Below are 25,413 nucleotides of genomic sequence, written 5' to 3' on the forward strand. Positions count from 1 at the left end.
ACCGTTTCTGGTGCTTGCGTCCACTGAGTGGTTCCCGATGTACGGTCGGGAACACAACAGAACATAGATTTTTTCACGTTGTGAAGACTGAAACATCAAGAGAGTTTCGGCGGCCATAGCGAGAGGGAAACGCCCGGTCCCATTCCGAACCCGGAAGCTAAGCCTCTCAGCGCCGATGGTACTGCAGGGGGGACCCTGTGGGAGAGTAGGACACCGCCGGACACCCATTCACGTAATGGCCACCCCCCAAGGGTGGCCATTACGCGTTAACACGGTGGATTGCCGAGGCAGACCACATCCAGGAGGATCGAATAATGGCAGAGCAGGAGCCGCGCGACGACAGACGCGCGCCGCGCGAACGATCCGACGGGAAGCAGTCGCCGGCAGGAGCCGATCGCAAGCCGTACCAGAAGCGTGACGGCGACCGGAAGCCGTACCAGAAGCGCGAGGGCGACCGTCCGTACGCACCCCGCGACGGTGATCGGAAGCCGTATCAGAAGCGTGACGGTGACCGTCCGTACGCTGCTCGCGACGGCGACCGCAAGCCGTACCAGAAGCGTGACGGTGACCGTCCGTACGCTGCTCGTGACGGCGACCGCAAGCAGTACCAGAAGCGTGATGGCGACCGCCCATACGCCCCCCGCGATGGCGACCGCAAACCGTACCAGAAGCGCGACGGTGACCGTCCGTACGCGTCTCGCGACGGTGAGCGCAGCTACACCCCGCGTGAGGGCGGTGACCGCAAGCCGTACCAGAAGCGTGATGGCGACCGCCCGTACGCACCGCGCGACGGCGATCGCAAGCCGTATCAGAAGCGTGACGGTGACCGCCCGTACGCCCCCCGCGACAGCGACCGCAAGCCGTACCAGAAGCGCGACGGCGACCGCCCGTACGCGCCTCGAGACAGCGAGCGTTCTCATCCGCCGCGCGACGGCGGTGACCGGAAGCCGTACCAGAAGCGTGATGGCGACCGTTCTTACGCACCCCGCGACGGCGACCGGAAGCCCTACACGCCGCGCGACGGCGGGGACCGTAAGCCGTACCAGAAGCGCGACGGCGACCGTTCGTACCCTCCGCGCGACGGAGACCGCACTTACGCACCCCGCGACGGCGACCGCAAGCCTTACACGCCGCGCGACGGCGGGGACCGGAAGCCCTACCAGAAGCGCGAAGGCGACCGCACGTATGCACCTCGCGACGGCGATCGGAAGCCCTACACGCCGCGCGACGGCGGAGACCGCAAGCCTTACCAGAAGCGCGACGGCGACCGTTCGTACCCTCCGCGTGATGGCGACCGCAAGCCCTATGAGCGCAGCGCGCGTCCGACGCGCGGCGGTGCCAATCGGCCCGATCGGGAGGTCCGCGAGGGGGAGATCCGTGCGGTCCGCGTTCGGCACGACGACCCGTTCATCCCGGATGACGTCACTCCGCAGGACCTGCCGACGGCCGCGCGCAACGAGCTGAAGACGCTGAGCAAGGAGAACGCCGACGAGGTCGCGCGCCACCTGGCGATGGCGTCGGAGCTCATCGACGAGGACCCTGCGCTGGCGCACCAGCATGCACTGTCGGCGTCTCGACGTGCCGGGCGCATTGCGATCGTCCGGGAGACGCTCGCGATCACGGCCTATGCGACGGGCGATTTCGCTCTCGCGCTGCGTGAGCTGCGCACATATCGGCGCATCTCGGGACGCGACGACCAGATCGCACTCATGGTCGACAGCGAGCGGGGCGTCGGCCGCGCCGACCGCGCCCTGGAGGTCGGACGCTCGGTGGACCGCGCCACGCTGGACACTTCGGTCCGCGTGGAGCTGGCGATCGCCATGTCTGGGGCTCGTCTCGACCTCGGCGAGCCCGAGCGCGCACTTCAGGAGCTGGACATCCCTGAGCTCGACCCCGATCGCGCCTTCGAATGGAGCCCGGGGCTGTTCGCTGCGCGCGCGGCCGTGCTCGAAGAGCTGGGTCGCACCGACGAGGCGGCGCAGTGGCAGCATCGCGCGGTCGTCGCTGGAGAGGCCATCGACGCGGCGGCGGGTCTGGACGACCTGGAGACGATGCTCGTCGAGGAAGTCATCGAGGAAGACATCGACGACGTGGTGGACGAGGACGAGTCGTTCCAGGACGACCGGGACGACGAACACGACGCCCAGGACGACGACCAGGACGACGACGACGATCAGGGCGACGACGACCACGATGACCGGGACGACGAGGTCGACCTGGAAGACCAGGTCGAGGCGTCCGACGAGGCCGACGACATGGCCGCGGCTGAGGCGGAGCTGGAGCTGAGCCCCCAGGAGGAGCTCTCGGTCGCCGACGAGGTCGCCGAGATCCTGGTCGAGGCCGGCGTCGACGAGCCACAGCCCGAAGCCGACGCAGCCGCGGACGCGGAGGCGGACGCCGACACCGACGAGGCCCAGCGCTGATGGCGCTGTTCGGGCGGCGGGCTGTGACGCCCGCCCCGCTCGACGGCGTGGATGTCGTGCTCGCCGACCTCGACGGCGTCGTCTACGCCGGCCCCGGAGCGCTGCCGCACGCGGTCGAGAGCCTCAATCGTGCGCGGGACGGCCGTGCCATCGCCTACATCACCAACAACGCGGCACGCACGGATGCCTCGGTGGCGGCGCACCTGAGCGAGCTCGGCCTGGCGACGGCTCCGAGTGATGTCGTCACCAGCCCGCAGGCGGCGATGCGGCTGCTCGCCGAGAAGATCGCCCCGGGGTCGACCATCCTCGTCGTCGGCGGCGACGGGCTCGTGGTCGAGGTCGAGAAAGCTGGATTCGTCGTCACGCGCAGCGCGGACGACGCACCGGCGGCCGTCGTGCAGGGATTCGCTCCTGAGGTCGGCTGGACGCAGCTCGCCGAGGCCGCCTTCGCGCTCAAGACGCCCGAGGAGGAGGGCGGGATCCCGTGGGTCGCCACGAACACGGACTGGACCATCCCGCAGTCCCGGGGCATCGCTCCCGGCAACGGCACGCTCGTGTCCGCCGTGCACACGGCGGTGGGCCGGCTCGCCACGGTGGCCGGTAAGCCCGAGACGCCGATCTTCCAGGAGGCCGTCGCGCGGTTCGGCGCGCAGCATCCGCTCTTCCTGGGCGACCGGCTCGACACCGACATCCTCGGGGCGAACCGCGCCGGCATCGCATCGGCGCTCGTGCTGACGGGGATCGACCGACCTAAGCACGTGCTGGCCGCCCCGGAGAATTCTCGGCCGACGTACATCCTGGGTGACCTGCGCGAACTGCACGAGCCATATCCCGAGGTGCACGTGAAGGACGGCGTCGCCACCGTGCGCGACGCGCGCGTGGCGATCGACGGCGCCGACATCCGGATCCTGAGCGAGGGCGGTCGCCCGATCGATCTGGTGCGAGCCGGTGCCGCAGTGGTCTGGGCGAGCGGTCGGGCGATCTTCGGCTTCCGTGTGCCGGAGCGGCTGTACGCCGACCCGTTCCACCGCCCCTGACCCGTCACGCCGCCTCGAATCCGGACGACTGTCGCGGTGCCCCCGTAGTCTGGGTGAATGGACCAGGCCAGCCCGCGTGACGACGAGACCGGCGACCTCCTCTCGACTCTCGAAGTGATCGAGGCGCAGCCGCTGGCCACTCGCGCCGACGCGTACGACTCCCTGCACGACACGCTCGCCCGTCGCCTCGAGGCGACGCCCGGCTCCCCGTCATGACGAGCCGGCTCGACGCCGCTCTCGCCGCCCGCGGTCTCGCGCGCTCCCGCACGCACGCCGCGACACTCATCGCCGAAGGACTGGTGACCGTCGACGGCCGCCCGGTGGTGAAAGCCTCGACCCCGGTAGGCGACGAGACCGTGATCGAGGTGGCCGGTGCCGATCACTACGTCAGCCGCGCGGCGCACAAGCTGATCGCCGGCCTGGACGCCTTCGACCTCGACGTGCGGGGCCGCGTGGCGCTCGACATGGGCGCCTCCACCGGCGGGTTCACGCAGGTGCTCCGCGAGCGCGGCGCCGAGCCGGTGATCGCGGTGGATGTCGGACACGGCCAGCTTGCGGCATCCGTCGCCGACGACCCCGGCGTCATATCGATCGAAGGGTTCAACGTCCGCTACATGACTCCCGACTCGCTTGCCGAGGCGAGCGGCGTGGCGGCCGCACCGTCGATCGTGACGGGCGATCTCTCGTTCATCTCGCTGTCGCACGTGCTGCCGGCCGCCCGGGCGGTGGCGGCGTCCGATGCGGATCTCGTGCTGCTCGTGAAGCCGCAGTTCGAGGTCGGCCGCACCGCGGTGAAGGGCGGACTCGTGACCAACCCGGTGCTGCGAGCCGACGCAGTCGCGCGCGTGCTGTGGGCGGCGTGGGACGTGGGGCTCGGCACATGCGGCCTCGTCTCCTCCCCGATCGCCGGCACGCACGGCAATTCCGAGTTCATCGCGCACCTCGCGCCGGGCCGGGGGAGCAATCCGACAGAATGGTCAGGCACTGTGAACCGACTGGCGGGGAGCCGATGAACAACGCCGACGCACCGCACGACCTGCAGGTTCAGGCGCAGACCGGGCGCAGCATCCTGGTCGTGGCCCACGCGCATCGCGCGGAGACCGTGACCGCCGCCGAGCGCGTCGTGGCCGCCCTCCGAGCCGCAGGCGCGCAGCCGGTGTTCGCGCCGGACGATGCCGAGGAGCTGCTCGCCGCGGGCGCGTCGATCGGCGACGTCGCGCTGCTGGGCGCGGATGCCCCGGTCGGCGAGATCGAGCTGGCGATCGTGCTCGGCGGAGACGGCACCATCCTGCGCGCCGCGGAACTCGTCAGGGACGGTCGTGCCCCGGTGCTCGGGATCAACATGGGCCACGTCGGCTTCCTCGCCGAGACGGAGCGGGATGACATGGACGAGGCCGTTCGCCGCGTCATCGCCCGCGAATACGAGGTCGAGGAGCGCATGGCGCTCCAGGTGCGGGTGAAGGACACCGCCGACTCCGTGATCTACGAGACGTGGGCTCTCAATGAGGCGACGGTCGAGAAGGCGAGCCGCGAGCGCATGCTCGAGGTCGTCGTCGAGATCGACGGGCGACCGCTGTCGACATTCGGGTGCGACGGCATGGTGGTGTCGACGCCCACCGGCTCGACCGCCTACAACTTCTCGGCGGGCGGTCCGGTCATCTGGCCGACGGTCGAGGCGATCGCCGTGGTGCCGCTGTCGGCGCACGCGCTCTTCGCCAAGCCGCTCGTCGTCGGACCCGAGCACTCGGTCGCGATCGAGGTGCTCGAACGCACGAACGGCACCGGGATCCTCTGGTGCGACGGTCGTCGCTCGCACGACCTGCCCCCCGGCGCCCGCGTGGTGGTGCGACGCTCCGATCGCCCGGTGCGTTTGGCCCGTCTGCATCCCGCGCAGTTCACCGATCGCCTCGTGCGCAAGTTCCGTCTTCCCGTCGAGGGCTGGCGCGGGCCTGCGGCGATCACCGGGCTGCTGCCCGTCACGTCCGAGGTGGCGCCGTGATCGAGGAGATGCGCCTGCGCGACCTCGGTGTGATCGCCGAGGCGACACTGCCGATCGGCGCGGGCTTCACGGCGATCACGGGGGAGACCGGCGCGGGCAAGACGATGGTGGTCACCGGTCTCGGCCTGCTGCTCGGCCAGCGGGCCGACTCGGGCGCCGTGCGGGCGGGCGCGTCCCAGGCCACGGTGGACGGCGTGTGGATCGTGCCCGAGGACGGGCCCGTCGCCGCACGCGTGCGGGAGGCCGGCGGCGACGTCGAGCCCATCGGCGGCGGACGGGCCGAGCTGTACATCGGGCGCTCCATCTCGAGCGAGGGACGCGGGCGCGCCTCCGTCGGCGGGCGTGCCGCGCCGGCCGGGGTGCTCGCCGACCTCGCCGACGAGCTCGTCGTGGTGCACGGGCAGTCCGACCAGCTGCGACTGCGCTCTGCCGCGGCGCAGCGCGACGCGCTGGACCGCTTCGGCGGCGAGACCGTCCAGAGCGCCCGAGACGCGTACCGGCGCGCGTTCGAGCACTGGCGCGCGATCGACCGCGAGCTGTCGCAGCTCACAGACGATCGCGACGCGCGTGCCCGTGAGGCCGACGACCTCCGGATGCAGCTCGCCGAGATCGAGCAGGCCGCCCCGCAGCCGGGCGAGGATGCTGAGCTGGCCGCGCGCGCGGAGCGCCTCGCGAACGCCGAGGAGCTGCGGGTCGCCGCCGCGACCGCCCACGACGGCCTCTCGGGCGAAGGCGACGAGCCCGACGCAGCCATGCTGCTCGCCGAGTCGCGCCGCGTCCTCGAGCGCGTTCACGATCCGGTGCTGGAAGAGCTCGCGGGCCAGCTGGCCGACCTCGGCTATCGCGTCGCAGATGTCGCCGCCGCACTCGCCGGCTATCTCGCCGACCTCGACGAGTCGGGCCCGCACGAGCTGGCCGCCGTCGAGGAGCGGCGCGCGGTGCTCGCGGGACTCGTGCGCGCGCACGGCACGCTCGACGCCGCGATCGAACTGCTCGACACGGGGTCTGCCCGCCTCGCCGAGCTCGACGACGACTCCGGGCGCATCGAACGGCTGACCGAGGAGCGGGATGCCGCGGCCGCCGCCCTCGACGAGACCGCCGCCGTGCTGACCGCGGCGCGGACCGAGGCGGCCGCGCGCCTGGGCGCGGCGGTGACCGCCGAGCTGCGGGCCCTGGCGATGCCGGACGCCCGACTCGAGGTGGCCGTCACCGCGGGGGCCGAGACGGCATCGGGCCGCGACGACGTCGCGATCCTGCTCGCGCCGCACCCCGGCGCCGAGCCGCGCGCGGTCTCCCGCGGCGCCAGCGGGGGAGAGCTGAGCCGCGTCATGCTCGCCATCGAGGTCGTGATCGCGGCCGTCGACCCGGTGCCGACATTCGTGTTCGACGAGGTGGATGCCGGCATCGGCGGCGCCGCGGCGATCGAGGTGGGACGGCGCCTCGCCCGTCTGTCGGAGTCGTCGCAGGTGATCGCCGTGACCCATCTCGCGCAGGTGGCTGCGTTCGCCGCCAACCACCTGACCGTCGTGAAGGCGAACGACGGCTCGGTCACGGCATCCGATGTCCGCCGCCTCGACGGAGCGGATCGCGAGGCCGAGATGGCACGCCTGCTGTCGGGCATGCCCGACTCCGACGCCGCACTGACACACGCCCGCGAGTTGCTGGGCCTTCGCACCGAAGTCGACTGATAGGATAAAAGCCCGTGATGCAGACTTCTGGTTCTTCCCGCGGCGACAATTCGAACGACACCACCAAGCACATCTTCGTGACGGGTGGTGTCGTTTCCTCTTTGGGTAAGGGCCTCACTGCCGCGAGCCTCGGAAACCTTCTGACGGCGCGGGGACTTCACGTCGTGATGCAGAAGCTCGACCCGTATCTGAACGTGGATCCGGGCACGATGAACCCGTTCCAGCACGGCGAGGTCTTCGTGACCGACGACGGCGCCGAGACCGATCTCGACATCGGGCACTACGAGCGCTTCCTCGACATCGAGCTGAGCCAGGCGGCCAACGTCACGACCGGCCAGATCTATTCGCAGGTGATCGCCAAGGAGCGTCGCGGCGAGTACCTCGGCGACACCGTGCAGGTGATCCCGCACATCACCGACGAGATCAAGCGCCGCATGCGTCTGCAGGCCGACGAGTCGCCCAAGCCGGACGTCATCATCACCGAGATCGGCGGGACGGTCGGCGACATCGAGTCGCAGCCGTTCATCGAGTCGGCCCGCCAGATCCGTCATGAGCTCGGCCGCAACAACGTCTTCTTCGTGCACGTGTCGCTCGTCCCGTTCATGGGGGCGTCGGGTGAGCAGAAGACGAAGCCCACGCAGCACTCCGTGGCCACGCTCCGCTCCATCGGCATCCAGCCCGACGCGCTCGTGCTGCGCAGCGACCGCCCCGTCACCGAGGCGAACAAGCGCAAGATCGCGCTGATGTGCGACGTCGACGAGGGCGCCGTCGTGAACGCCGTCGACGTGCCGAGCATCTACGACATCCCGTCGATGCTCAACGAGCAGGGGCTCGACGAGTACATCGTGCGCACCCTCGGCCTGTCGAAGGCCGACGGCGTGGACTGGTCTCGCTGGGAGCGTGTGCTGAACGCGGTGCACAACCCCAAGCACGAGGTCACTATCGGCCTCGTGGGCAAGTACATCGACCTGCCGGATGCCTACCTCTCGGTCACCGAGGCGCTCAAGGCCGGTGGATTCGCGCAGGAGACGCACGTCAACATCCGGTGGATCCCGTCCGACGAGTGCCAGACGCCGGAGGGCGCCGCCAAGGCGCTCGCGCCGCTCGACGGCATCGTCATCCCCGGCGGCTTCGGCATCCGCGGGATCGAGGGCAAGATCGGCGCACTGAAGTTCGCACGCGAGCAGGGCATCCCGACGCTCGGCATCTGCCTCGGACTGCAGTGCATCGTCATCGAGTACGCGCGTCACGTCGCCGGCATCGAGGACGCGTCGTCGAGCGAGTTCGATCCCGACACCGAGCACCCCGTGATCGCGACGATGGAGGAGCAGGTCGACATCCTCGACCGCGGCGACATGGGCGGCACGATGCGCCTCGGCCTCTACCCGGCCGAGCTGGCGGAAGGCTCGATCGCCGCCGAGGTGTACGGCTCGAGCCGCGCATCGGAGCGCCACCGCCACCGCTACGAGGTGAACAACCGCTATCGCGACCGGATCGCCGAGGCCGGCCTGGTGTTCTCGGGGATCAACCCGGATCTCGACCTCGTCGAGTACGTGGAGCTGCCCCGCGACGTCCACCCGTACTACATCGCGACCCAGGCGCACCCCGAGCTGCGCTCGCGCCCCACGGACGCCAACCCGCTCTTCCGCGGACTGGTCGGCGCGGCGCTCGAGCGTCACCGCTCGAGCGAGCTGTTCGAGGTGGAGCCGTTCGAAGAGCTCGCGGGCCGCTGACGTGACCGACGAGCGGTCGCCCCGGCCGGGCGCTCCGGCGACTCCCACGCCGGCGCTCCTCGCAGACGAGCCCGTCGATGCCCCCATCCTCGAGAGCGAGCTGGTCTACGAGGGACGCGTCTGGGACGTGCGCAGCGACACCGTCGCATACGGCGACGGCCGGATCGTGCGCCAGTACGTCGATCACCCGGGGGCCGCCGCGGTGGTCGCGGTGGATGAGGACGGCCGGGTGCTGCTGATCCAGCAGTACCGGCATCCGATCCGCCTTCGCGACTGGGAGATCCCGGCGGGGCTGCTCGACATCGCCGGCGAAGCGCCGCTCGAGACGGCGCGCCGTGAGCTCGCCGAGGAGGTCGACCTGGTCGCCTCCTCGTGGGAGCCGCTGGTGAGCATCTTCACCACGCCCGGCGGAAACGACGAGATCGTCCACCTCTTCCTCGCACGCGGCCTGTCGCCGGCCGACGACGTGCACGCACGGGAGGACGAGGAGGCCGACATCCGCCTCGAGTGGGTGCCGATCGCCGATGCCGTCGCGGGCATCTTCGCCGGGCGGCTGCGCAACGGGATCCTCGCCGTGGGCGTCCTGGCCGCAGCCGAGCGTCTTCGAGGCGCCACGGAGCAGTCGGTCGGCTGACATGAAGATCGCCTGACGTGAAGATCGCCTGACATGGAAATCGATCGTGCGGTGGACGCCTACCTGCGCCACGTCGCGATCGAGCGCGGCCTGTCGGAGAACACGGTCGCCGCGTACCGGCGCGATCTCGCCGGCTATGCCGGCTGGCTGCGCGAGCAGGGGATCGCCGAGACCAGCGCGGTCACCTCGGTGACCCTCGCCAGCTTCATCGCCGACCGGGCGGCCGGCGACCCTCCGATCGCGGCGTCATCGCTCGCCCGGCTGCAGTCGTCGGTACGGGGACTGCACCGGTTCCTCGCACGTGAGGGCATCGAGCAGGCCGACCCGTCGTCGAACCTGCGGCCGCCGAAGCAGGCGCGGCGCCTTCCGAAGGCGCTCACGATCGAGCAGGTCGAGAAGCTGCTGGATGCCTCCGGTCCGGCGCCGTCGACCGATGCCGACGTCTCGGGCACCGGGGGCGGCGCGGCGGGCGACGTGGTCGGCACGCGAGATCGGGCGCTCCTCGAGCTGCTGTACGCGACCGGCGCCCGTGTGTCGGAGATCGTGCAGCTGGACGTCGACGACGTCGCTCACGGCGACGTGCTGCGTGTGCGCGGAAAGGGCTCGAAGGAGCGGATCGTGCCGGTCGGCTCGTACGCCCGCGCCGCCGTGGACGCCTACCTCATCCGCGCCCGACCCGAGCTGTCGCTTCGCGGCCGCGCCACGCCGAAGCTGTTCCTCGGGGCGCGGGGGGCGCCCCTGTCGCGGCAGAGCGCCTGGCTGATCATCCAGGCGGCGGCCGACCGTGCCCACCTCACCGCACACGTGTCGCCGCACACCCTTCGGCACTCGTTCGCCACGCACCTGCTGCAGGGCGGCGCCGACGTCCGCGTCGTGCAGGAGCTGCTCGGGCACGCTTCGGTGGCGACCACCCAGATCTACACGTATGTGTCGGTCGAAGCGCTGCGCGACGTGTACGCCACATCGCACCCGCGGGCGCAGTAGGGGGTCTCCGACGGGCTGATGTGGCGGACATCTCCTGATGCCGCGGCGCTTTGCTGAAGGATTTCGCCTACGGCCCACTAGGATCGAGCGAGCACGAGGAAGCGGGAGCACGGTGGCTGACAGCACGGCGAAGACCAGATCGGGGAAGGCCTCGGAGTACGAGGTTCCCATCGGGCCGACCGGGCGTCCCTACCAGGGGTTCCCTACACCGCCGAAGCTCGACGGTCACGGGCCGGCTCGCATCATCGCCCTCTGCAACCAGAAGGGCGGCGTCGGCAAGACGACGACCACCATCAACCTGGCCGCCGCGCTCGCGAACTACGGACGCAAGGTGCTCGCGGTCGACTTCGACCCGCAGGGCGCGCTCTCGGCGGGTCTCGGCATTCAGACGCACGAGATCCCCACGATCTACGACCTGCTGCTCGACAGCAAGCGCGATCCCCACGAGGTCGTCGTCCACACGCGCGTGCCGAACCTCGACGTGATCCCGGCGAACATCGACCTGTCGGCCGCCGAGGTCCACCTCGTCAACGAGGTCGCCCGCGAGCAGACGCTCTCTCGCGCGCTGCGGAAGGTCAGCCCCGATTACGACGTGGTGCTCATCGACTGCCAGCCGTCGCTGGGCCTCCTCACCGTCAACGCGCTCACCGCCAGCCACGGCGTCGTCATCCCGCTCGAGTGCGAGTTCTTCGCCCTCCGCGGCGTCGCGATGCTGATCGAGACGATCGACAAGGTGCGCGACCGCCTCAACCCGACGATCACGCTCGACGGCGTGCTCGCGACGATGTACGACGCGCGCACCCTGCACTCGCGCGAGGTGCTCGAGCGTGTGGTCGACGCGTTCGGCGACGACGTCCTCGAGACGGTCATCGGCCGTACCGTCAAGTTCCCGGATGCCTCGGTCTCAGGCATGCCGATCACCGAGTTCGCGCCCGAGCACGCTGCCGCGCAGGCCTACCTGCGGCTGGCGCGAGAGCTGGTCGCCCGTGGCGCTGTCGCCTGACCCTTCGACAAGCTCAGGGACCGGTGAGGGCTCAGGGACCGATGGGGTCTCCGCGGCCGAGCCCGGGTTCCGGGTCGCGCTGTCCAACTTCGACGGACCCTTCGACCTGCTGCTGACCCTGATCTCGAAGCACGAGCTCGACATCACCGAGGTCTCGCTGTCGCTGGTGACCAACGAGTTCATCGCGTACCTGCGCGAACTGGGTCCGGACGAGGACCTGGACGAGGCATCCGAGTTCCTCGTCGTCGCCGCGACCCTGCTCGACATGAAGGTCGCGGGGCTCCTGCCGCAGGGCGAGCTGGTCGATGCCGAGTCGGTCGCGCTCCTCGAGGCACGCGACCTGCTGTTCGCGCGCCTGCTGCAGTATCGCGCGTTCAAAGAGGTGTCGACGTGGTTCGAGCGGTGCCTCCGGCGGGAGAGCGTGCGGCACACGCGTGCGGTGCGGCTCGATGAGAAGTACCGTCAGGCCGTCCCCGAGCTGGTGTGGTCGCTGAGTCCCGACGATTTCGCCGCACTGGCGCTGGTGGCGATGACGCCCAAGGAGCTTCCGCGCATCGGGTTCGACCATCTGCACGCCCCGCTCATCAGCATCCGCGAGCAGGCGGCGATCGTGGTGACACTGCTGAGGGATGCCGGTTCGCTGACGTTCCGCGAGCTCATCGCCGGCGTCGCGCAATCCGGCGTGGTCGTCGCACGGTTCCTCTCGGTGCTCGAGCTGTACCGTCACGCCGCGCTGTCGTTCGAACAGCTCGAGCCGCTCGGCGAGCTGACCCTCCGCTGGAGCGCGCAGCGCTGGAGCGATGAGAACCTCGCCACTTTGGGAGCCGACTATGACCGATGATGCTTCGACAAGCTCAGCAACCGGGGGTGGGAGCTCCGCAGCCGCGGGTGCGCCCCCCGCTGTGACGACCACCGATGTCGCGCGACGGCTGGAGGCGATCCTGCTGATCGTCGAGGAGCCGCAGAGCCTCGTGAGCCTCGCGGCGGCGGTCGGCGCGCCCGTGCCGGCGGTGCGCCAGGCGATCGAGTCGCTCGTCGACGACTACGACGGCAAGTCCGCCGGGCCGGTGCGCGGCTTCGAGCTGCGCGAGGTCGGCGGCGGCTGGCGGCTGTACGTGCGCGAGGAGCTCGACGACCTCGTCAGCGAGTTCGTCGGCGGGCAGGCGCCGTCGCGGCTGTCGCAGGCGGCGCTCGAGACACTCGCCGTGATCGCGTACAAGCAGCCGGTCACGCGCAGCCAGGTCGCGTCCATCCGCGCGGTCAACGTCGACTCGGTCGTGCGCACGCTGCTCGCGCGCGGGCTCATCACCGAGCTGTTCGCGGATGCCGAGACCGGCGCCATCAACTACGGCACCACCGATGCGCTGCTCGTGCATCTCGGCATCAACTCCCTGGATGAACTGCCCCACATCTCCCCGCTCTTGGACGGTGCCGATGAGGTGTCGAGGGCGGATGAGGTCGGCGGCGGCCTGGACGAAGGGATACGCCGATGAGATCGACGAACGCCCGGTCCGCAGCATCCATGTCCCGATCCTTTGCCCTGATGTCCCGATTCCGGTCGTTCCCGGCCGCGGGAGCGACCGAAAGTGGGACACGATGACCTCGCACGACAAGACCGCGACCGGCTCGGGCGGTGACGCCGAGGGCGTGCGCCTGCAGAAGGTCCTCGCGAACGCCGGCGTCGCGTCCCGACGCGTCGCCGAGGATCTCATCGTCGCGGGCCGGGTGCGCGTCAACGGCGAGGTCGTGACAGAGCTCGGCTCACGCATCGATCCCGAGAACGACCTGGTCGACGTCGACGGCACCGCCATCCAGCTCGACCAGTCGAAGCGCTACGTCATGCTCAACAAGCCCACCGGCGTCGTGAGCTCCATGAAGGACGACCGCGGTCGCCCCGATCTGCGCCGCTTCACGAAGGACTGGGACGAGCGGCTCTACAACGTGGGCCGATTGGATGCCGAGACCAGCGGCCTGCTCGTGCTCACGAACGACGGCGAGCTCGCGCATGTGCTCGCCCATCCCTCGTTCGGCGTCACCAAGGTGTACATCGCAAAGGTGGAGGGGCGCGTCACACCGCAGACCATCCAGAAGCTCCTGCGCGGGGTCGACCTCGAGGACGGCCCGATCGCGGCCGACAAGGCCCGTTTGCTGTCCTCGTCCGCTGAGGGCGGGGGGTCGCTCGTCGAGCTCACCCTGCACTCCGGGCGCAACCGCATCGTGCGGCGGATGATGGCTGCGGTGGGGCATCCGGTCGTCGAACTCGTCCGCCGGCAGTTCGGGCCGCTCCACCTGGGAACCCTGCCAGCCGGGCGCGCCCGCGAGTTGACTAAAGTGGAGCGGGGCGCTCTGCTGACTCTCGCGCGCAGTGCGACATCTTCCACGCTGGCGGAGGACGCGCCCGACTCCCGCGATGGCGATCCGTCTGCGGAGTGAAGATGCCTCCCTGCGGGGCGAACAGGAGACGCAAGTGACCGACACGAGGCCGACCTCGGCGCGCGAGCGCGCCGGTGAGTCCGCGCTCGCCCCGCGCGTGCGGGGCACGGTGCGGATCGTCGGCGCAGGGCTCCTCGGGGCCAGCATCGGTCACGCGCTGACCGCTCGCGGCGTCGACGTCGCACTCGACGACACCTCGCCGTCGCAGCTGCGCCTCGCCGTGGACTACGGCGCCGGTCGTCACGCCACCGACACCGACGACCCGTCGCTGGTCGTCGTCGCAGTGCCGCCGGACGTCACGGCGGACGTCATCGAGCGCGAGCTCGCCCGCTACCCGCGCGCGGTCGTCACGGATGTCGCGAGCGTGAAGCTCGAGCCGCTCCACACGCTGCGCGAGCGCGGCGTCGACCTCACGCACTACATCGGCTCGCACCCGCTGGCCGGACGCGAGCGCGGGGGAGCGATCTCGGCGCGCGCCGACATCTTCGTCGGGCGGCCGTGGGTGGTGTGCCGCGACGAGGAGACCCCGTCGGCCGACCTCGCCCTCGTCGAGGGCCTCGCGCTCGATCTCGGTGCGACGCCGCTCGAGATGACCCCCGAAGACCACGACCGCGCGGTCGCACTCGTCTCTCACGTCCCGCAGCTGGTCGCGAGCCTGCTCGCCGGGCGCTTCGTCGACGCGCCCGACGGCTCGCTGCGCCTCGCGGGCCAGGGCGTGCGCGACACGACCCGCATCGCGGCATCCGCCCCCGAACTGTGGGTGCAGATCCTCGGCGCCAACGCGGCGCCCGTCGTCGACGTCCTCGACCTGCTGGCCGCCGACCTCACCGCCGTCGCCGACGCGCTGCGCGCGCCCGACGCCCCCGGCTCTCGTCGCGCCGTCGCCGACACGATCCGCCGCGGCAACGACGGCGTCGAGCGCCTGCCCGGCAAGCATGGACAGAACCGCCGCTTCGAGCAGGTCGTCGTCATGGTCGACGACACCCCCGGCCAGCTGGGTCGTCTTTTCGGCGAGCTCGGCGACCTCGGCGTCAACGTCGAAGACCTGCGCCTCGAGCACTCGCCGGGCGCCCAGTTCGGCCTCGCCGAGATCAGCGTCGTGCCGAGCGCGGTCCGCCGCGCCGTGGACGGCCTCGAATCGCGCGGCTGGAAGATTGCGAGCACCACCAATGACTGACCCTTCGACCCCCTCGGCAGGTTCGGGGAGCGACGCGGGTACCGGAAGCGGGCCGGCTGACGCACCCCGGCCGGTCGTCGTCGCGATCGACGGGCCGGCCGGCAGCGGCAAGTCCAGCGTCTCCAAGCAGGTCGCACGTCACCTCGGCTACGGCTACCTCGACACCGGTGCCGCGTACCGGGCACTGGCGTGGCACGCCCTCGAGCACGGTATCGACACGTCGGACGCGGCATCCGTTCTCGACGTCGCGAGCGCTTTCGACTACGCGATCTCGCTCGATCCCGATGCCTACTGGGTGCGCGTCGGCCCCGCCGACGTGACGGACGCCATTCGCGAGCCGCGTGTCTCGGATGCCGTCAGCGGCGTCGCGCGCGTGCCCGCGGTGCGTGAATCGGTGAACCGGCTGTTCCGTTCGCTGGTGGACGCCTCCGGGCGTCCCGGCGTCGTCGTCGAAGGCCGCGACATCACGACGGTGGTCGCCCCCGACGCCCCCGTGCGCATCCTCCTCACGGCGGCACCGGAGGTGCGGGCGGCGCGTCGCAGCGCCGAAGTGACGACGCAGGATGCCGCAGCCGTCGCCGCCGCGCTCCACCAGCGGGACGCCTCGGACTCGGCCGTCGTCGACTTCCTCACCGCCGCGCCCGGCGTCGAGGTCGTCGACTCGACCTCCCTTGATTTCGACCAGACCGTGGACGCCGTGCTCGGCGTGATCCGGGCGGCAGAGTCCGCCCCGATGATCCGGAGCACGCCCGCGGTCGACCCCCAGCAGACAGGAGCCTGAGATGGCCGCTGACAACACCACCGATTTCGACGAGTTCGAAGAGACCGGCGACGACCAGCTCGCCGAGAACCTCGCCGCACTCGACGACGACCTCGCCGACCAGCGTGCCGCCGCTCTGCGCGCCGGCCTCGAGGACTACGACCTCGACGAGGAAGACGCCGAGCTGCTCGAGGGTCTCGTGCGCGGCGAGGACGGCATCGAGTTCCTCCCGGCGCTCCCGGTCGTCGCGATCGTCGGCCGGCCCAACGTCGGCAAGTCCGCCCTGGTGAACCGCATCCTCGGCCGCCGCGAGGCGGTCGTCGAGGACACTCCCGGCGTGACCCGCGACCGCGTCACGTACAAGGCGGAGTGGATGGACCGCCGGTTCACCATCGTCGACACCGGTGGCTGGGAGCCCGACGCCAAGGGCATCGACCGCTCCGTGGCGCTGCAGGCCGAGGTCGCCATCGACCTGTCGGACGTCGTCATGTTCGTCGTCGACGCGATGGTCGGCGCCACCTCGACCGACGAGCACGTCGTGCGTCTGCTGCGCAAGGCCGGCAAGCCCGTCTTCCTGGTCGCCAACAAGATCGACGACGCGCGCCAGGAGCCCGAAGCCGCCGCTCTCTGGAACCTCGGCCTCGGCGAGCCGTACCCGGTCTCGGCGATCCACGGTCGCGGTGTCGCCGACCTGCTCGACGAGATCGTCAAGGTGCTCCCCGATGTGTCGGCGGTCGCCAAGCACGAGATCGGCGGCCCGCGTCGCGTCGCGATCCTCGGGCGCCCCAACGTCGGCAAGTCGTCGCTGCTGAACAAGGCCGCGGGCGAAGAGCGCGTCGTGGTGAACGAGCTCGCCGGCACCACCCGCGATCCCGTCGACGAGATCGTCGAGGTCGGCGGCAAGCTGTGGCGCTTCGTCGACACCGCCGGCATCCGTCGCCGCGTGCACCTGCAGCAGGGCGCCGACTTCTACGCCTCGCTGCGCACGTCGGCCGCACTTGAGAAGGCGGAGGTCGCGGTCGTGGTGCTCGACGTCACGCAGCCGCTCAGCGAGCAGGACGTCCGCATCATCGACCTCGTGCTCGAGTCGGGACGCGCGCTCGTGCTGGCGTTCAACAAGTGGGACCGCCTCAACGACGACGACATGGACGGGCAGGACCGCCGCCGCTACCTCGAGCGCGAGATCGAGCAGGACCTCGCGCACGTCGCCTGGGCGCCTCGCGTGAACATCTCCGCGCGCACCGGCCGCCACCTCGACAAGCTCGTGCCTGCGCTTGAGACCGCGCTCGAGTCGTGGGATCAGCGCATCCCCACGGGCAAGTTCAACGCCTTCCTGTCCGAGCTCATCGCCGAACACCCGCACCCGCTCCGGGGCGGAAAGCAGCCGCGCATCCTGTTCGGCACGCAGGCCTCGACCCGCCCGCCGACCTTCGTGCTGTTCACGACGGGCTTCCTCGACCCGGGCTACCGCCGCTTCATCCAGCGACGCCTGCGCGAGCTCTACGGCTTCGAGGGCACGCCGATCGTCATCAACATGCGGGTGCGCGAGCGCCGCCAGCGCTGATCGCGGGACATCACCGTCACCCGCCGGTGCGGTGGGCGAACGCCGGCCGCACCATGGCGGTCTGGTCCGGCTCGGCGAAGCCGAACTGCCGGTACAGGCCGTGCGCGTCGCCGGTGAACAGCGTCCAGCGCAGATCGCGGCCGGGACCGTCGTCGATCATGAGCTGCAGCAGCCGCTTGCCGAGGCCGTGCCCGCGGTGCGCGTCGAGCACGAAGACGTCCGCGAGGTAGGCGAACGCGACGCCGTCCGACACGGCACGGGCGAAACCGACCTGCTCGCCGGTGTCGCGGCGGTACGCGCCGACGACGCGCCACGCATTGTCGATCTGCGTCTCGACATCGGCACGGCTGCGCCAGCGTCCCCAGTAGGCCTCGGTCGAGAGCCACGCCCACACGACGTCGTGCTGTATGCGCGAGGGTTCGTCGTCGACGTCGTAGTCCATGGGCTCTATTGTGGCGAGTCATCGCGTGACGGCCGGCGGTCCGGTCCTCGGCCGGTGGCTCGGTGGTATGACAGGCTGGCGGTGAACGAAAGGCCGGCACTGTGACGATCGAGCCCCCCGCTCCTGGAGAGCCCCGGCGCCCCCACGGGCCGCGCGATTCGGGCGACGCCTGGGTGGTCGCACCCACGGGGGAGCGGTACTGGGGTCGCTTCGGTGCCGCCGGCCTGCTCGCGGTGGATGCCGAGCGCGGCGTGCTGCTGCAGCACCGCGTGTCGTGGAGCCATTTCGGCGACACGTGGGCACTGCCCGGAGGAGCGCGCCACGAGGGGGAGTCCGCATGCGACGGCGCCCTGCGCGAAGCCGCTGAGGAGGCAGGTGTTCCCGACGCAGCGGTGCAGGCGCGCGTGCTGAGTGTGCTCGACCTGGGCTACTGGAGCTACACCACGGTCGTCGGCGATGTCATCCGGCCGTTCGAGCCCGTCATCAGCGATCCCGAGAGCCGAGAGCTGGCGTGGGTGCCGGTCGGCGACGTCGACGCGTATCCGCTCCACCCCGGCTTCGCAGCATCCTGGGAGGGGCTGCGAGGCCTGCTCGACGTGCGACCGGCGGTGATCGTCGACGTCGCGAATGTGATGGGGTCGGTCCCCGACGGCTGGTGGAACGACCGTGCGGGGGCGGCGTCGCGTCTCATCGGGCGCATCGCGGACCTTGCGGTGCGCGGAGTGCCGGCATCCGTTCTCGAGCTGCCCGAGCACACGTGGTACCCCGAATGGACGGCGGTCGTCGAGGGTCAGGCGCGAACGGCCGCAGACGGTGACGGTGTCGACGTGGTGCGGGCCGAGGCATCCGGTGACGACGCGATCGTCGCCGCCGCACAGCAGGCGGTCGCGCGAGGACGTGTCGTGACGGTCGTCACGAGCGATCGCGAGCTTGCGCAGAGGTCGACGGATGCCGGAGCCGCCGTCCGCGGTGCGCGCTGGCTGCTCGACCTGCTCGAGACCTGACGAACCTGTCGGCACGCCATCCGCGCCGGACGGAAGGTCTCGACGCGGCTCGCGCCTTGCGGCGGGCGTCTCGGCGGCGGTACGTTTCGCGCAGGATCCGGCGGGCGCCGGCCCGAGGTCGCGACACGACCGACGGGGGAGCGACATGATCATCTCCAGCGACGTGGACGCCGGTCGAAAGGCGGCGGCGGATCGCCGCTGGGCGGACGCACTGGAGCTGCTCGCGCGGGTCGATGCGCGCGGTCAGCTCGGGGCATCCGATCTGGAAGTGCTCGCGACGGCGGCACTGCTCCGCGGTGAGCCCCGAGCAGCCGTCGACGCGCTGTCGCGGGCCTACTCGGCGCACCTGGGTCTGGAGGACACTGCTGGCGCTGCGCGCTCGGCGGGGTGGCTGGCGCTCGACCTCATCGAGCAGGGCGACTTCACCAACAGCGTGATGTGGGCCGCGCGCGCGATGCGGATCGTGGGGGCGATGGCCGAGCCCGGCGCCCTGGCCGGCTTCGTCCGGCTGGCGCCGGCTGTCGGGCAGCTCGGCAGTGGGAACGCCGCCGAGGCGATCCGCTCCTTCGAGGAGATCCTCGATGTCGCCGAGCGCGCGGACGACCGGGAGCTTGCGGCGTTCACGAGGCTCGGTCTCGGCAAGTCTCTGATCGAAGCGGGGTCCTCGGTCGACGGCTTCGCATGCCTGGACCTGGCGATGGGTGCCGTCGCAGCTGGCGACGTCCCGCCGCTGCCGAGCGGGGTGATCGCCTGTGCCTCCATCTCGGACGCCCTGCTCGCCTTCGACGTGGAGCGCGCGGAATCGTGGACGGCTGTGCTCGACCGGTGGTGCGGCGAGCAGCCGCAGCTGATCGCCTTCAGCGGCCAGTGCCAGGCGCTCGAGGCGGCGCTGTTCCTGGTGCGGGGTGAGTGGGCGGAGGCGTCGACGGCCGTCGACTTCGCCCTGGCGCGCTTCCGAGCAGGGGACTACCGCGCGATCTGGGGCGCGCCCTACCAGGCGGCGGAGCTCGCTCGGCTGCGCGGCGCCTTCCACTCCGCCGAGGAGTCGTACCGCCGCGCAGCCGAGTCCGGATGGGAAGCGCAGCCCGGCGTCGCCCTTCTGCACCTCGCACTCGGGCGCACGGCGAGGGCGCAGGAGGAGATCCGTCGGAGCGTGGCCGGCGCCGACCCCGTCACCCGACGGTCCCTGCTGCCCGCGCTCGTCGAGATCGAGGTCGCAGCGGGTGATCCCGTATCCGCGCGTCGCGCGGTGGAGGAGCTTCGGCATGCGACACCTGGCACGGCTACCCCGATGCTCGACGCCACCGTCGACACGGCGGACGCGAGGGTGCTGCTCGCGGACGGCCGCGCAGCGGACGCGCTCGAGGCGGCACGAGCCGCCGCGCACGCGTGGAAGGTGGTCGGCGCGCCGTACGAGGCAGCCCGCAGCCGAGTGCTGGCGGGGCGTGCGCTTCGCGCGCTGGGAGAGGCCGAGGACGCAAGAGCGGATCTCGAGGCGGCACGCGCGGTGTTCGTCGAGCTCGGTGCGGAACCCGCTCTCGCGGACCTGGCCGCGCTGATGGGTGATCGCCGCGCGGGCGCCCTTACCCCGCGGGAGCTCGAGGTGCTCCGCCTCGTGTCCACGGGCCTCACGAACCGGGGCATCGGCGCGAAGCTGTCGCTGAGCGAGAAGACGGTCGCACGGCACCTGGCCAACATCTTCGGCAAGCTCGGCATCTCCAGCCGCGCCGCCGCGACCGCCTACGCGTACGAGAACGGGCTGGTCTGACCGGTCGGGCCCCGGCAGCGGATCTACACACAATGACCCATGCGCCGCACCCGGCGAAGATGGGCTCTTCGCCCGACGCGGCGCGCGGACCCCTGCACCTATCGTGGCGCTATGGACATCCCGCTGATCGCAGGCACGGTCTCGACCGTCGTGTTCGCAGTCAGCAACCTGCCCATGCTCCGCAAGGCCCTGCGCACAGGCGACGTCTCGTCGTACAGCCTGGCGAGCATCGCGATGATCAACGCCGCGAACGTCGTCTACTCGCTCTACGTCTTCAGCCTGCCGCTCGGTCCGATCTGGGCGCTGCACACGTTCTACGTCGTCTCGTGCGCCATCATGCTGGTGCTGTGCCTCGTGCAGCGCCGCGCCGCCGGAAGGAGCGAGGCGTCGAGTGGCGTATCGGTGATTTCCGTCACGGAGGGTGTGGAGCGGCTCACTCGCGTCCCCGGAGGCGGTCGATCTCGCGCCGTTCGCGCTTCGTCGGACGCCCGGCGCCGCGATCGCGCTGCGCCATGATCGGCGTCGGGTCGCGCGGGGGTGTGCGGTCCTCCATGGCGGTGGCGACGAGCGGGGCGCCGACGCGCTTCGAGATCGGCTGCTTCACGACGAGCATCCGGTCGAACCCGTCGATGCGCACGCGGATCTCGTCTCCGATCCGCACCGGCTGCGCCGCCTTCGCGCGCTCGCCGCCGACCCGCACGTGCCCCGCGCGGCAGGCGGTCGTTGCCGCCGAGCGGGTCTTGTAGATCCGCACCGCCCAGAGCCAGGCATCCACCCGCACGGCCTTGCCCGCGGGCGCCGCATCGGTCATGCCGTCACCGGCGTCACGGCCGCGTGCCGTGCGCGAACGCTGACCAGCACGCCCGCGGCGATGAGTCCCTGGCCGAGGCAGTACGTGAGCATGACGAGCGGGCTCGTCCAGCCCGGCATGGCCTCTGGCAGGAAGAGCCGGAACGCGAGCACGGAGTCGGACGCCAGGAAGAACACGCTGCCCCAGACGACGAGCGGATGGCAGCGGGATGCCGCGACCGCCGTGCCGCCGAGCACCAGTCCGTATGCGGCGACGGCGACGGCGAGCCCGCCGAGGTGCGGCCACAGCACGGCGAGCAGCGCGATCCACCAGACGCCGTAGACCGCCGCCCACGGGGGTACCCGACGGGCGGCGAGCCTCCGCCAGAACAACCAGATGTAGCAGAGGTGCGCGAATCCGAAGAAGAGCAGCATCATGGGCACGGTGGGCAGCCACGGCACGAAGACCCCGGCGCCGTCGCCGAGCCAGGAGAGCATGATCGCCGCGACGAGGAGCGTGTGCGACGCCGTCCATCCTGTCCCTCGCGCGCCCCAGGCGACGGCGAGGAGCAGCAGCGGCATGAGTGCGAGCTTGGTCGGCGCGGCGATGGCCGGGGAGTCGGCGGCGAGCGCCGACACGTGGACGATCGACACCACGATGTACGGCACGAAGCCGATCCACAGCCGATGCATGATCCTCCTCGAAACGCCGGCAGACACCATCGTCGCACGAGGCTGCCGCACGCCCTGACGGCGTCGGCGTCGCTCAGGCCGCGAGATCGAGTGCGACGATCGCGACGTGGGGCTTGGGTCGTGCCACTTCGCGGAACCCGGCCTCCTGGAACGTCGACAGCACGCCGTGATAGAGGTCGTTCGCGGGGATCTTCCTGCCCGCGTCCGGGTCGAGCGGGTATGCCTCGATCACACGTGCCCCGCTCGCGCGGGCGTACTCGATCGCGGCGTCGAGCAGGCGCGCATTGAGGCCCTGCTTGCGCTGCTCTTTGCGGACGACGAAGCAGCTCACCGTCCAGACCGACTCGTCGTCCCACGGCTCTTCCGAGTTCGCCGCGTAGTCACGCGTCCGCGCGAGACGAATCTGTCGGGTGCGCGGGCCGACCCTCACCCAGCCGGCCGCCTCGCCGTCGACGTAGGCGATGAGTGCGGGGAAGGGGGTCGCGTCCATCTCGTCGCGGAGCATGCCCTCCCGCTGCTCTCTCGACGTCTTCTGCCACTCGCTGTTCGGCATCATCCACCACTGGCATTGGCAGCCGTACCCGTCGCCGCCGCCGCTGAGGGCGTGCTGCGCGTCGTCGAAGCGATCTGCAGTGGCCGGTTCGATGGTGATGGTGGTCATGCCGCGACGCTACTGGCTCCCGCAGACACCGGCAAAGGACGGATGCCACGCCCGGGCGCACGCCGGTTCGCGACGCCACCGCTGAGCGGGTAGGATGGGGGAGTTGTCCACGCGTCAGCGGGGCCAACGGGATGTGGCGCAGCTTGGTAGCGCACTTGACTGGGGGTCAAGGGGTCGCAGGTTCAAATCCTGTCATCCCGACAGTTCAAAAAAATCCCCGGTGAGATAGCAAAAATCTCACCGGGGATTTCTCATTCCTGAGAGTGTTGCTGGTTGCACTGCATGTGAATCTAAGCAACCCGTGGTGTTGCGGCCCTTGGAGTGCCTCGCTTCCGCGATTCCGGGGGAGAAGGTGGAGCAGCGGAAGCCCGGCGTTCCACGTCGCGATGCGAGGTGGGGAGAGTCCGTGCTTCCCGGAGGGATGCGAACAGGCGCTCGCCGTGAATGACGTGGGCATCTGCGAGGTGATGCCGCCGACACGATTCTGAGACGTCCGAAATGGCGTCACACAGGTGGCTCCTGATCAACGCTCGGTGTTGCGATCAATCGCATGAAGACCTCGAGCAGCGGCAGCACGTCCTGATCGGGATCCATCAGTGCCTGGATGCGGAGGCCGTCGATCATCGCCGCCAGCATCGTGACCTTGTCGTCGGCGCTGAGTTCCTCGCCGTCCTCGTCCGTGCCGAAGCGTCGGCTCGACAGGTGTAACCGCATCCGCTCGCGCCGCGCGACGAAGAAGTCGTGGGCGGGATGCTCGGGATTGGTCGCTGCGACGGTGATCGCCAGCCAGTTGCGCCCCTGCTCGGGGTGGGAGAACTCGTTCCTCAGAACGGCGGACAGCACCTGCTCGGCGGGGACGCGCGATTCCATGATGCGTCGTGCGAACTCCTCGTCGTCGGCGTCGCGCTGGGCGAGTGCCGCGACGAGGAGTTCGCCCTTGTCAGCGAAGTGGCGCAGCAGTGCGGCATGCGTGACGTCGGCGCGAGCGGCGATGTCGCGGAGCGAGGCTCGCTCGTAGCCGTGCTCGGCGATGCTCGCGAGGGCCGCGCGCACGATCTGCGCTCGCCGCGCAGGGGTCGTCGCGTATGGGCCTCGCCTGCGAGGCTGTTCGCTCGCGGGCGCCGTCGCCGAGGCATCCATGCCGTTCATCTCCACCCTCCCGAGTGTTCCATCCCAACGGTCGGCTTGCTAATTGTAACCGGGATGGTTACTCTTCAGGAAAGATAACCATGGCGGTTACATTTGGCGAACCCTGGCTTGCCCGCGATCACGCGCGGCAGCGGGATCGGATCACACGATGAAGGAGTCACGGTGACCAACAACCTCACGGAGCGGGACGAGGCGACTGCTCCCGGCGGACCCGGATCCGAGCCCCAACAATCGATGAGCCGGAGCTACATCCTCTGGCTGATGCTCGCCAGCTTCGGCGCCTCCATGGCGATGATGGTCCCGCTGTCGTACGGCATCGCGGTGCGCATCACCGAGCTCGCCCCGGGCCACGAAGAGGTGCTGGGCTACATCACGGGCTCGGCGCAGCTTGTCTACCTCGTCATCAGCCCGCTCATCGGGATCTGGAGCGACCGCACCCGCTCGCGGTTCGGGCGGCGCACCCCGTTCCTCTATCTCGGCACGGCGATCGGCCTTGTGGGCCTCGTGGTGATCGGCCTCGCGCCGAGCCTCTTGATCGTCGGCGCCGGCTGGGTCCTCGGAATGACCGGCTGGTCGATCGCGGGCGCCGCGCTCCAGACCCTGCAGGCTGACAAGCTTCCCGAGGCCCAGCGCGGAAAGGTCTCTGCGCTCACCGGGCTGATGACCCAGATAGCTCCCGTGCTCGGCATCGGTGTCGCCTACGCGGTGTCCTCCAGCACCCTGCTGATCTTCGTCGTCCCCGGTGTCATCGGCGCACTGCTGCTCGCCCTGTTCCCTCTCATCAAGCCCGAGGGCAGTTCGAAGGACCTTCCCGACGCGGACCACGTCACCGTGAAGTCTGTCGTGACCAGTTACGGCTTCAATGTGCGCAAGTACCCCGACTTCGCCTGGAACTGGCTCGGCCGCTTCGTGTTCTTCGTCGGTCTGTACTTCAACACGACGTTCGGCACCTTCTTCTACGCACAGCGCCTCGACCTGCCCGTGCGCGAGGTGGCGGGAATCGTCGCCACCGTCGGCATGATCGGCGTCCTCGCCGCTGCCACGGGCGCCCTCGTCGGCGGCTTCCTCTCCGACAAGCTCCAGCGCCGTCGCCTGTTCGTCATGATCGCCGCGCTGCTGTTCGTGGTCGGTGCCGTCGCCGAGGCGACCGCGTGGTCGCTGCCGCAGATCATCATCGGTGCCGTCCTGATGCAGTTGGCCATCGCGGTGTTCGCGACCGTCGACCAGGCGATCGTCTACGCGATCATTCCCGACCGCGATCAGGCGGGCCGCTACATGGCGGTGATCCAGTTCGCGCAGAAGATCCCCAGCGCCGTCGCCCCGCTCATCGCGGGAGTCGTGATCACGATCGGCGCGGTGGGTGATGTGAAGAACTACACACTTCTCTACCTGACCGGTGCCGTCTTCGCCCTGATCGGCGGACTCATCATCCTGCTCAAGGTCAAGTCTGTCCGCTGATCCACCCCGTCGGA

At 70.3% G+C, this 25,413-nt stretch carries 26 protein-coding genes, 1 tRNA gene and 1 rRNA gene; 22 read left to right on the forward strand and 6 right to left on the reverse strand.

Annotated elements, in window-relative coordinates:
- The first annotated feature begins 105 nt into the window (after positions 1–105).
- Positions 106–222, forward strand: a 5S ribosomal RNA gene (rrf, locus tag ABG085_RS07330).
- 44 nt (positions 223–266) lie between these two features.
- On the opposite strand, the gene ABG085_RS07335 is transcribed toward rrf, so the two are convergent.
- On the reverse strand, positions 267–1,505 hold the full coding sequence (locus tag ABG085_RS07335; RefSeq protein ID WP_347978743.1) for a hypothetical protein: 1,239 nt from the start codon (positions 1,503–1,505) through the stop codon (positions 267–269).
- Between the two features lie 6 nt (positions 1,506–1,511).
- On the opposite strand from ABG085_RS07335, the gene ABG085_RS07340 reads away from it, so the two are divergent.
- The 16 genes from ABG085_RS07340 to der all read left to right on the forward strand — a co-directional run bounded on the left by ABG085_RS07340 (position 1,512) and on the right by der (position 17,435).
- Complete coding sequence (locus ABG085_RS07340) at positions 1,512–2,423, forward strand: hypothetical protein (RefSeq protein WP_347978744.1); 912 nt, start codon at positions 1,512–1,514, stop codon at positions 2,421–2,423.
- A complete protein-coding gene (locus tag ABG085_RS07345) occupies positions 2,423–3,460 on the forward strand; it encodes an HAD-IIA family hydrolase (protein ID WP_347978745.1) in 1,038 nt (345 codons plus the stop codon). Before ABG085_RS07340 ends, ABG085_RS07345 begins: the two co-directional genes overlap by 1 nt.
- Positions 3,461–3,517: 57 nt before the next feature.
- Entirely contained in the window at positions 3,518–3,676 is a 159-nt protein-coding gene (locus tag ABG085_RS07350) for a hypothetical protein (RefSeq protein ID WP_204260159.1), read from the forward strand.
- On the forward strand, positions 3,673–4,473 hold the full coding sequence (locus tag ABG085_RS07355) for a TlyA family RNA methyltransferase (protein ID WP_347978746.1): 801 nt from the start codon (positions 3,673–3,675) through the stop codon (positions 4,471–4,473). The genes ABG085_RS07350 and ABG085_RS07355 overlap by 4 nt, the downstream gene beginning before the upstream one ends.
- Positions 4,470–5,459 (forward strand): NAD kinase, encoded by a 990-nt coding sequence (locus ABG085_RS07360; protein ID WP_347978747.1) that lies wholly within the window; start codon positions 4,470–4,472, stop codon positions 5,457–5,459. Before ABG085_RS07355 ends, ABG085_RS07360 begins: the two co-directional genes overlap by 4 nt.
- A complete protein-coding gene (recN, locus tag ABG085_RS07365; RefSeq protein WP_347978748.1) occupies positions 5,456–7,147 on the forward strand; it encodes a DNA repair protein RecN in 1,692 nt (563 codons plus the stop codon). Before ABG085_RS07360 ends, recN begins: the two co-directional genes overlap by 4 nt.
- 17 nt (positions 7,148–7,164) lie before the next feature.
- Positions 7,165–8,880, forward strand: a complete 1,716-nt coding sequence (locus ABG085_RS07370) for a CTP synthase (protein WP_347979137.1) — start codon at positions 7,165–7,167, stop codon at positions 8,878–8,880.
- A 1-nt stretch (position 8,881) separates the two neighbouring features.
- Positions 8,882–9,514, forward strand: a complete 633-nt coding sequence (locus ABG085_RS07375; protein ID WP_347978749.1) for an NUDIX hydrolase — start codon at positions 8,882–8,884, stop codon at positions 9,512–9,514.
- Positions 9,515–9,547: 33 nt separating this feature from the next.
- The gene (gene xerD, locus ABG085_RS07380) at positions 9,548–10,498 is read left to right on the forward strand and encodes a site-specific tyrosine recombinase XerD (protein WP_347978750.1); all 951 of its coding nucleotides are present in this window, start codon (positions 9,548–9,550) and stop codon (positions 10,496–10,498) included.
- A 112-nt stretch (positions 10,499–10,610) separates the two neighbouring features.
- On the forward strand, positions 10,611–11,501 hold the full coding sequence (locus tag ABG085_RS07385; protein ID WP_347978751.1) for a ParA family protein: 891 nt from the start codon (positions 10,611–10,613) through the stop codon (positions 11,499–11,501).
- Positions 11,491–12,342, forward strand: coding sequence for a ScpA family protein (locus ABG085_RS07390; RefSeq protein ID WP_347979138.1), 852 nt, complete (start codon positions 11,491–11,493; stop codon positions 12,340–12,342). The genes ABG085_RS07385 and ABG085_RS07390 overlap by 11 nt, the downstream gene beginning before the upstream one ends.
- Positions 12,343–12,403: 61 nt before the next feature.
- Positions 12,404–12,994 carry an SMC-Scp complex subunit ScpB gene (scpB, locus tag ABG085_RS07395; RefSeq protein WP_347978752.1) on the forward strand — a complete coding sequence of 197 codons (591 nt, stop codon included), beginning with the start codon at positions 12,404–12,406 and terminating at the stop codon, positions 12,992–12,994.
- A gap of 103 nt (positions 12,995–13,097) precedes the next feature.
- Positions 13,098–13,934, forward strand: a complete 837-nt coding sequence (locus tag ABG085_RS07400; protein ID WP_347978753.1) for a pseudouridine synthase — start codon at positions 13,098–13,100, stop codon at positions 13,932–13,934.
- A 97-nt stretch (positions 13,935–14,031) separates the two neighbouring features.
- Positions 14,032–15,111: a prephenate dehydrogenase gene (locus ABG085_RS07405; RefSeq protein WP_347979139.1), complete on the forward strand. Its 1,080-nt coding sequence runs from the start codon at positions 14,032–14,034 to the stop codon at positions 15,109–15,111.
- Entirely contained in the window at positions 15,104–15,892 is a 789-nt protein-coding gene (gene cmk, locus ABG085_RS07410) for a (d)CMP kinase (protein WP_347978754.1), read from the forward strand. The genes ABG085_RS07405 and cmk overlap by 8 nt, the downstream gene beginning before the upstream one ends.
- A gap of 1 nt (position 15,893) precedes the next feature.
- Positions 15,894–17,435, forward strand: coding sequence for a ribosome biogenesis GTPase Der (der, locus tag ABG085_RS07415; RefSeq protein ID WP_347978755.1), 1,542 nt, complete (start codon positions 15,894–15,896; stop codon positions 17,433–17,435).
- A gap of 16 nt (positions 17,436–17,451) precedes the next feature.
- Here the strand turns inward: der and ABG085_RS07420 are convergent, their stop codons facing one another.
- Positions 17,452–17,877, reverse strand: a complete 426-nt coding sequence (locus tag ABG085_RS07420) for a GNAT family N-acetyltransferase (RefSeq protein ID WP_347978756.1) — start codon at positions 17,875–17,877, stop codon at positions 17,452–17,454.
- A gap of 101 nt (positions 17,878–17,978) precedes the next feature.
- On the opposite strand from ABG085_RS07420, the gene ABG085_RS07425 reads away from it, so the two are divergent.
- The 3 genes from ABG085_RS07425 (at position 17,979) to ABG085_RS07435 (ending at position 21,165) form a co-directional block, all read left to right on the forward strand.
- A complete protein-coding gene (locus tag ABG085_RS07425) occupies positions 17,979–18,881 on the forward strand; it encodes an NUDIX hydrolase (protein WP_347978757.1) in 903 nt (300 codons plus the stop codon).
- A gap of 145 nt (positions 18,882–19,026) precedes the next feature.
- Positions 19,027–20,649: a LuxR C-terminal-related transcriptional regulator gene (locus ABG085_RS07430; protein WP_347978758.1), complete on the forward strand. Its 1,623-nt coding sequence runs from the start codon at positions 19,027–19,029 to the stop codon at positions 20,647–20,649.
- 111 nt (positions 20,650–20,760) lie between these two features.
- Positions 20,761–21,165 carry a hypothetical protein gene (locus tag ABG085_RS07435; RefSeq protein ID WP_347978759.1) on the forward strand — a complete coding sequence of 135 codons (405 nt, stop codon included), beginning with the start codon at positions 20,761–20,763 and terminating at the stop codon, positions 21,163–21,165.
- On the opposite strand, the gene ABG085_RS07440 is transcribed toward ABG085_RS07435, so the two are convergent.
- The 3 genes from ABG085_RS07440 to ABG085_RS07450 all read right to left on the reverse strand — a co-directional run bounded on the left by ABG085_RS07440 (position 21,083) and on the right by ABG085_RS07450 (position 22,792).
- Positions 21,083–21,460 (reverse strand): S4 domain-containing protein, encoded by a 378-nt coding sequence (locus ABG085_RS07440; RefSeq protein WP_347978760.1) that lies wholly within the window; start codon positions 21,458–21,460, stop codon positions 21,083–21,085. The genes ABG085_RS07435 and ABG085_RS07440 overlap by 83 nt on opposite strands.
- The gene (locus ABG085_RS07445; RefSeq protein ID WP_347978761.1) at positions 21,457–22,131 is read right to left on the reverse strand and encodes a lysoplasmalogenase; all 675 of its coding nucleotides are present in this window, start codon (positions 22,129–22,131) and stop codon (positions 21,457–21,459) included. Before ABG085_RS07445 ends, ABG085_RS07440 begins: the two co-directional genes overlap by 4 nt.
- Before the next feature lie 73 nt (positions 22,132–22,204).
- On the reverse strand, positions 22,205–22,792 hold the full coding sequence (locus ABG085_RS07450; protein ID WP_347978762.1) for a GNAT family N-acetyltransferase: 588 nt from the start codon (positions 22,790–22,792) through the stop codon (positions 22,205–22,207).
- Positions 22,793–22,919: 127 nt separating this feature from the next.
- Between ABG085_RS07450 and ABG085_RS07455 the strand changes: the two genes are divergently transcribed.
- Positions 22,920–22,993, forward strand: a tRNA-Pro gene (locus ABG085_RS07455).
- Positions 22,994–23,296: 303 nt separating this feature from the next.
- Here ABG085_RS07455 and ABG085_RS07460 read toward each other — a convergent pair.
- Entirely contained in the window at positions 23,297–23,941 is a 645-nt protein-coding gene (locus tag ABG085_RS07460) for a TetR/AcrR family transcriptional regulator (protein WP_347979140.1), read from the reverse strand.
- 162 nt (positions 23,942–24,103) lie between these two features.
- Here ABG085_RS07460 and ABG085_RS07465 point away from each other — a divergent pair, with 162 nt between their 5' ends.
- The gene (locus ABG085_RS07465) at positions 24,104–25,399 is read left to right on the forward strand and encodes an MFS transporter (RefSeq protein WP_347978763.1); all 1,296 of its coding nucleotides are present in this window, start codon (positions 24,104–24,106) and stop codon (positions 25,397–25,399) included.
- The last annotated feature ends 14 nt before the right edge of the window (positions 25,400–25,413 follow it).

The sequence above is a fragment of the Microbacterium sp. ProA8 genome (assembly GCF_039905635.1).
GTDB classification, from domain to species: Bacteria; Actinomycetota; Actinomycetes; order Actinomycetales; family Microbacteriaceae; genus Microbacterium; species Microbacterium chionoecetis.

What these genes read in the sequence shown, in the direction of transcription:
- cmk (WP_347978754.1), top strand. Translation starts at nt 15,104, where the DNA reads ATGACTGACCCTTCGACCCCCTCGGCAGGTTCGGGGAGCGACGCGGGT.
- ABG085_RS07460 (WP_347979140.1), bottom strand. Translation starts at nt 23,941, where the DNA reads ATGAACGGCATGGATGCCTCGGCGACGGCGCCCGCGAGCGAACAGCCT.
- ABG085_RS07350 (WP_204260159.1), top strand. Translation starts at nt 3,518, where the DNA reads ATGGACCAGGCCAGCCCGCGTGACGACGAGACCGGCGACCTCCTCTCG.
- ABG085_RS07435 (WP_347978759.1), top strand. Translation starts at nt 20,761, where the DNA reads ATGGACATCCCGCTGATCGCAGGCACGGTCTCGACCGTCGTGTTCGCA.
- ABG085_RS07345 (WP_347978745.1), top strand. Translation starts at nt 2,423, where the DNA reads ATGGCGCTGTTCGGGCGGCGGGCTGTGACGCCCGCCCCGCTCGACGGC.
- der (WP_347978755.1), top strand. Translation starts at nt 15,894, where the DNA reads ATGGCCGCTGACAACACCACCGATTTCGACGAGTTCGAAGAGACCGGC.
- ABG085_RS07360 (WP_347978747.1), top strand. Translation starts at nt 4,470, where the DNA reads ATGAACAACGCCGACGCACCGCACGACCTGCAGGTTCAGGCGCAGACC.
- xerD (WP_347978750.1), top strand. Translation starts at nt 9,548, where the DNA reads ATGGAAATCGATCGTGCGGTGGACGCCTACCTGCGCCACGTCGCGATC.
- ABG085_RS07450 (WP_347978762.1), bottom strand. Translation starts at nt 22,792, where the DNA reads ATGACCACCATCACCATCGAACCGGCCACTGCAGATCGCTTCGACGAC.
- ABG085_RS07340 (WP_347978744.1), top strand. Translation starts at nt 1,512, where the DNA reads ATGGCGTCGGAGCTCATCGACGAGGACCCTGCGCTGGCGCACCAGCAT.
- ABG085_RS07370 (WP_347979137.1), top strand. Translation starts at nt 7,165, where the DNA reads ATGCAGACTTCTGGTTCTTCCCGCGGCGACAATTCGAACGACACCACC.
- ABG085_RS07400 (WP_347978753.1), top strand. Translation starts at nt 13,098, where the DNA reads ATGACCTCGCACGACAAGACCGCGACCGGCTCGGGCGGTGACGCCGAG.
- ABG085_RS07445 (WP_347978761.1), bottom strand. Translation starts at nt 22,131, where the DNA reads ATGCATCGGCTGTGGATCGGCTTCGTGCCGTACATCGTGGTGTCGATC.
- ABG085_RS07420 (WP_347978756.1), bottom strand. Translation starts at nt 17,877, where the DNA reads ATGGACTACGACGTCGACGACGAACCCTCGCGCATACAGCACGACGTC.
- ABG085_RS07430 (WP_347978758.1), top strand. Translation starts at nt 19,027, where the DNA reads ATGATCATCTCCAGCGACGTGGACGCCGGTCGAAAGGCGGCGGCGGAT.
- ABG085_RS07440 (WP_347978760.1), bottom strand. Translation starts at nt 21,460, where the DNA reads ATGACCGATGCGGCGCCCGCGGGCAAGGCCGTGCGGGTGGATGCCTGG.
- ABG085_RS07355 (WP_347978746.1), top strand. Translation starts at nt 3,673, where the DNA reads ATGACGAGCCGGCTCGACGCCGCTCTCGCCGCCCGCGGTCTCGCGCGC.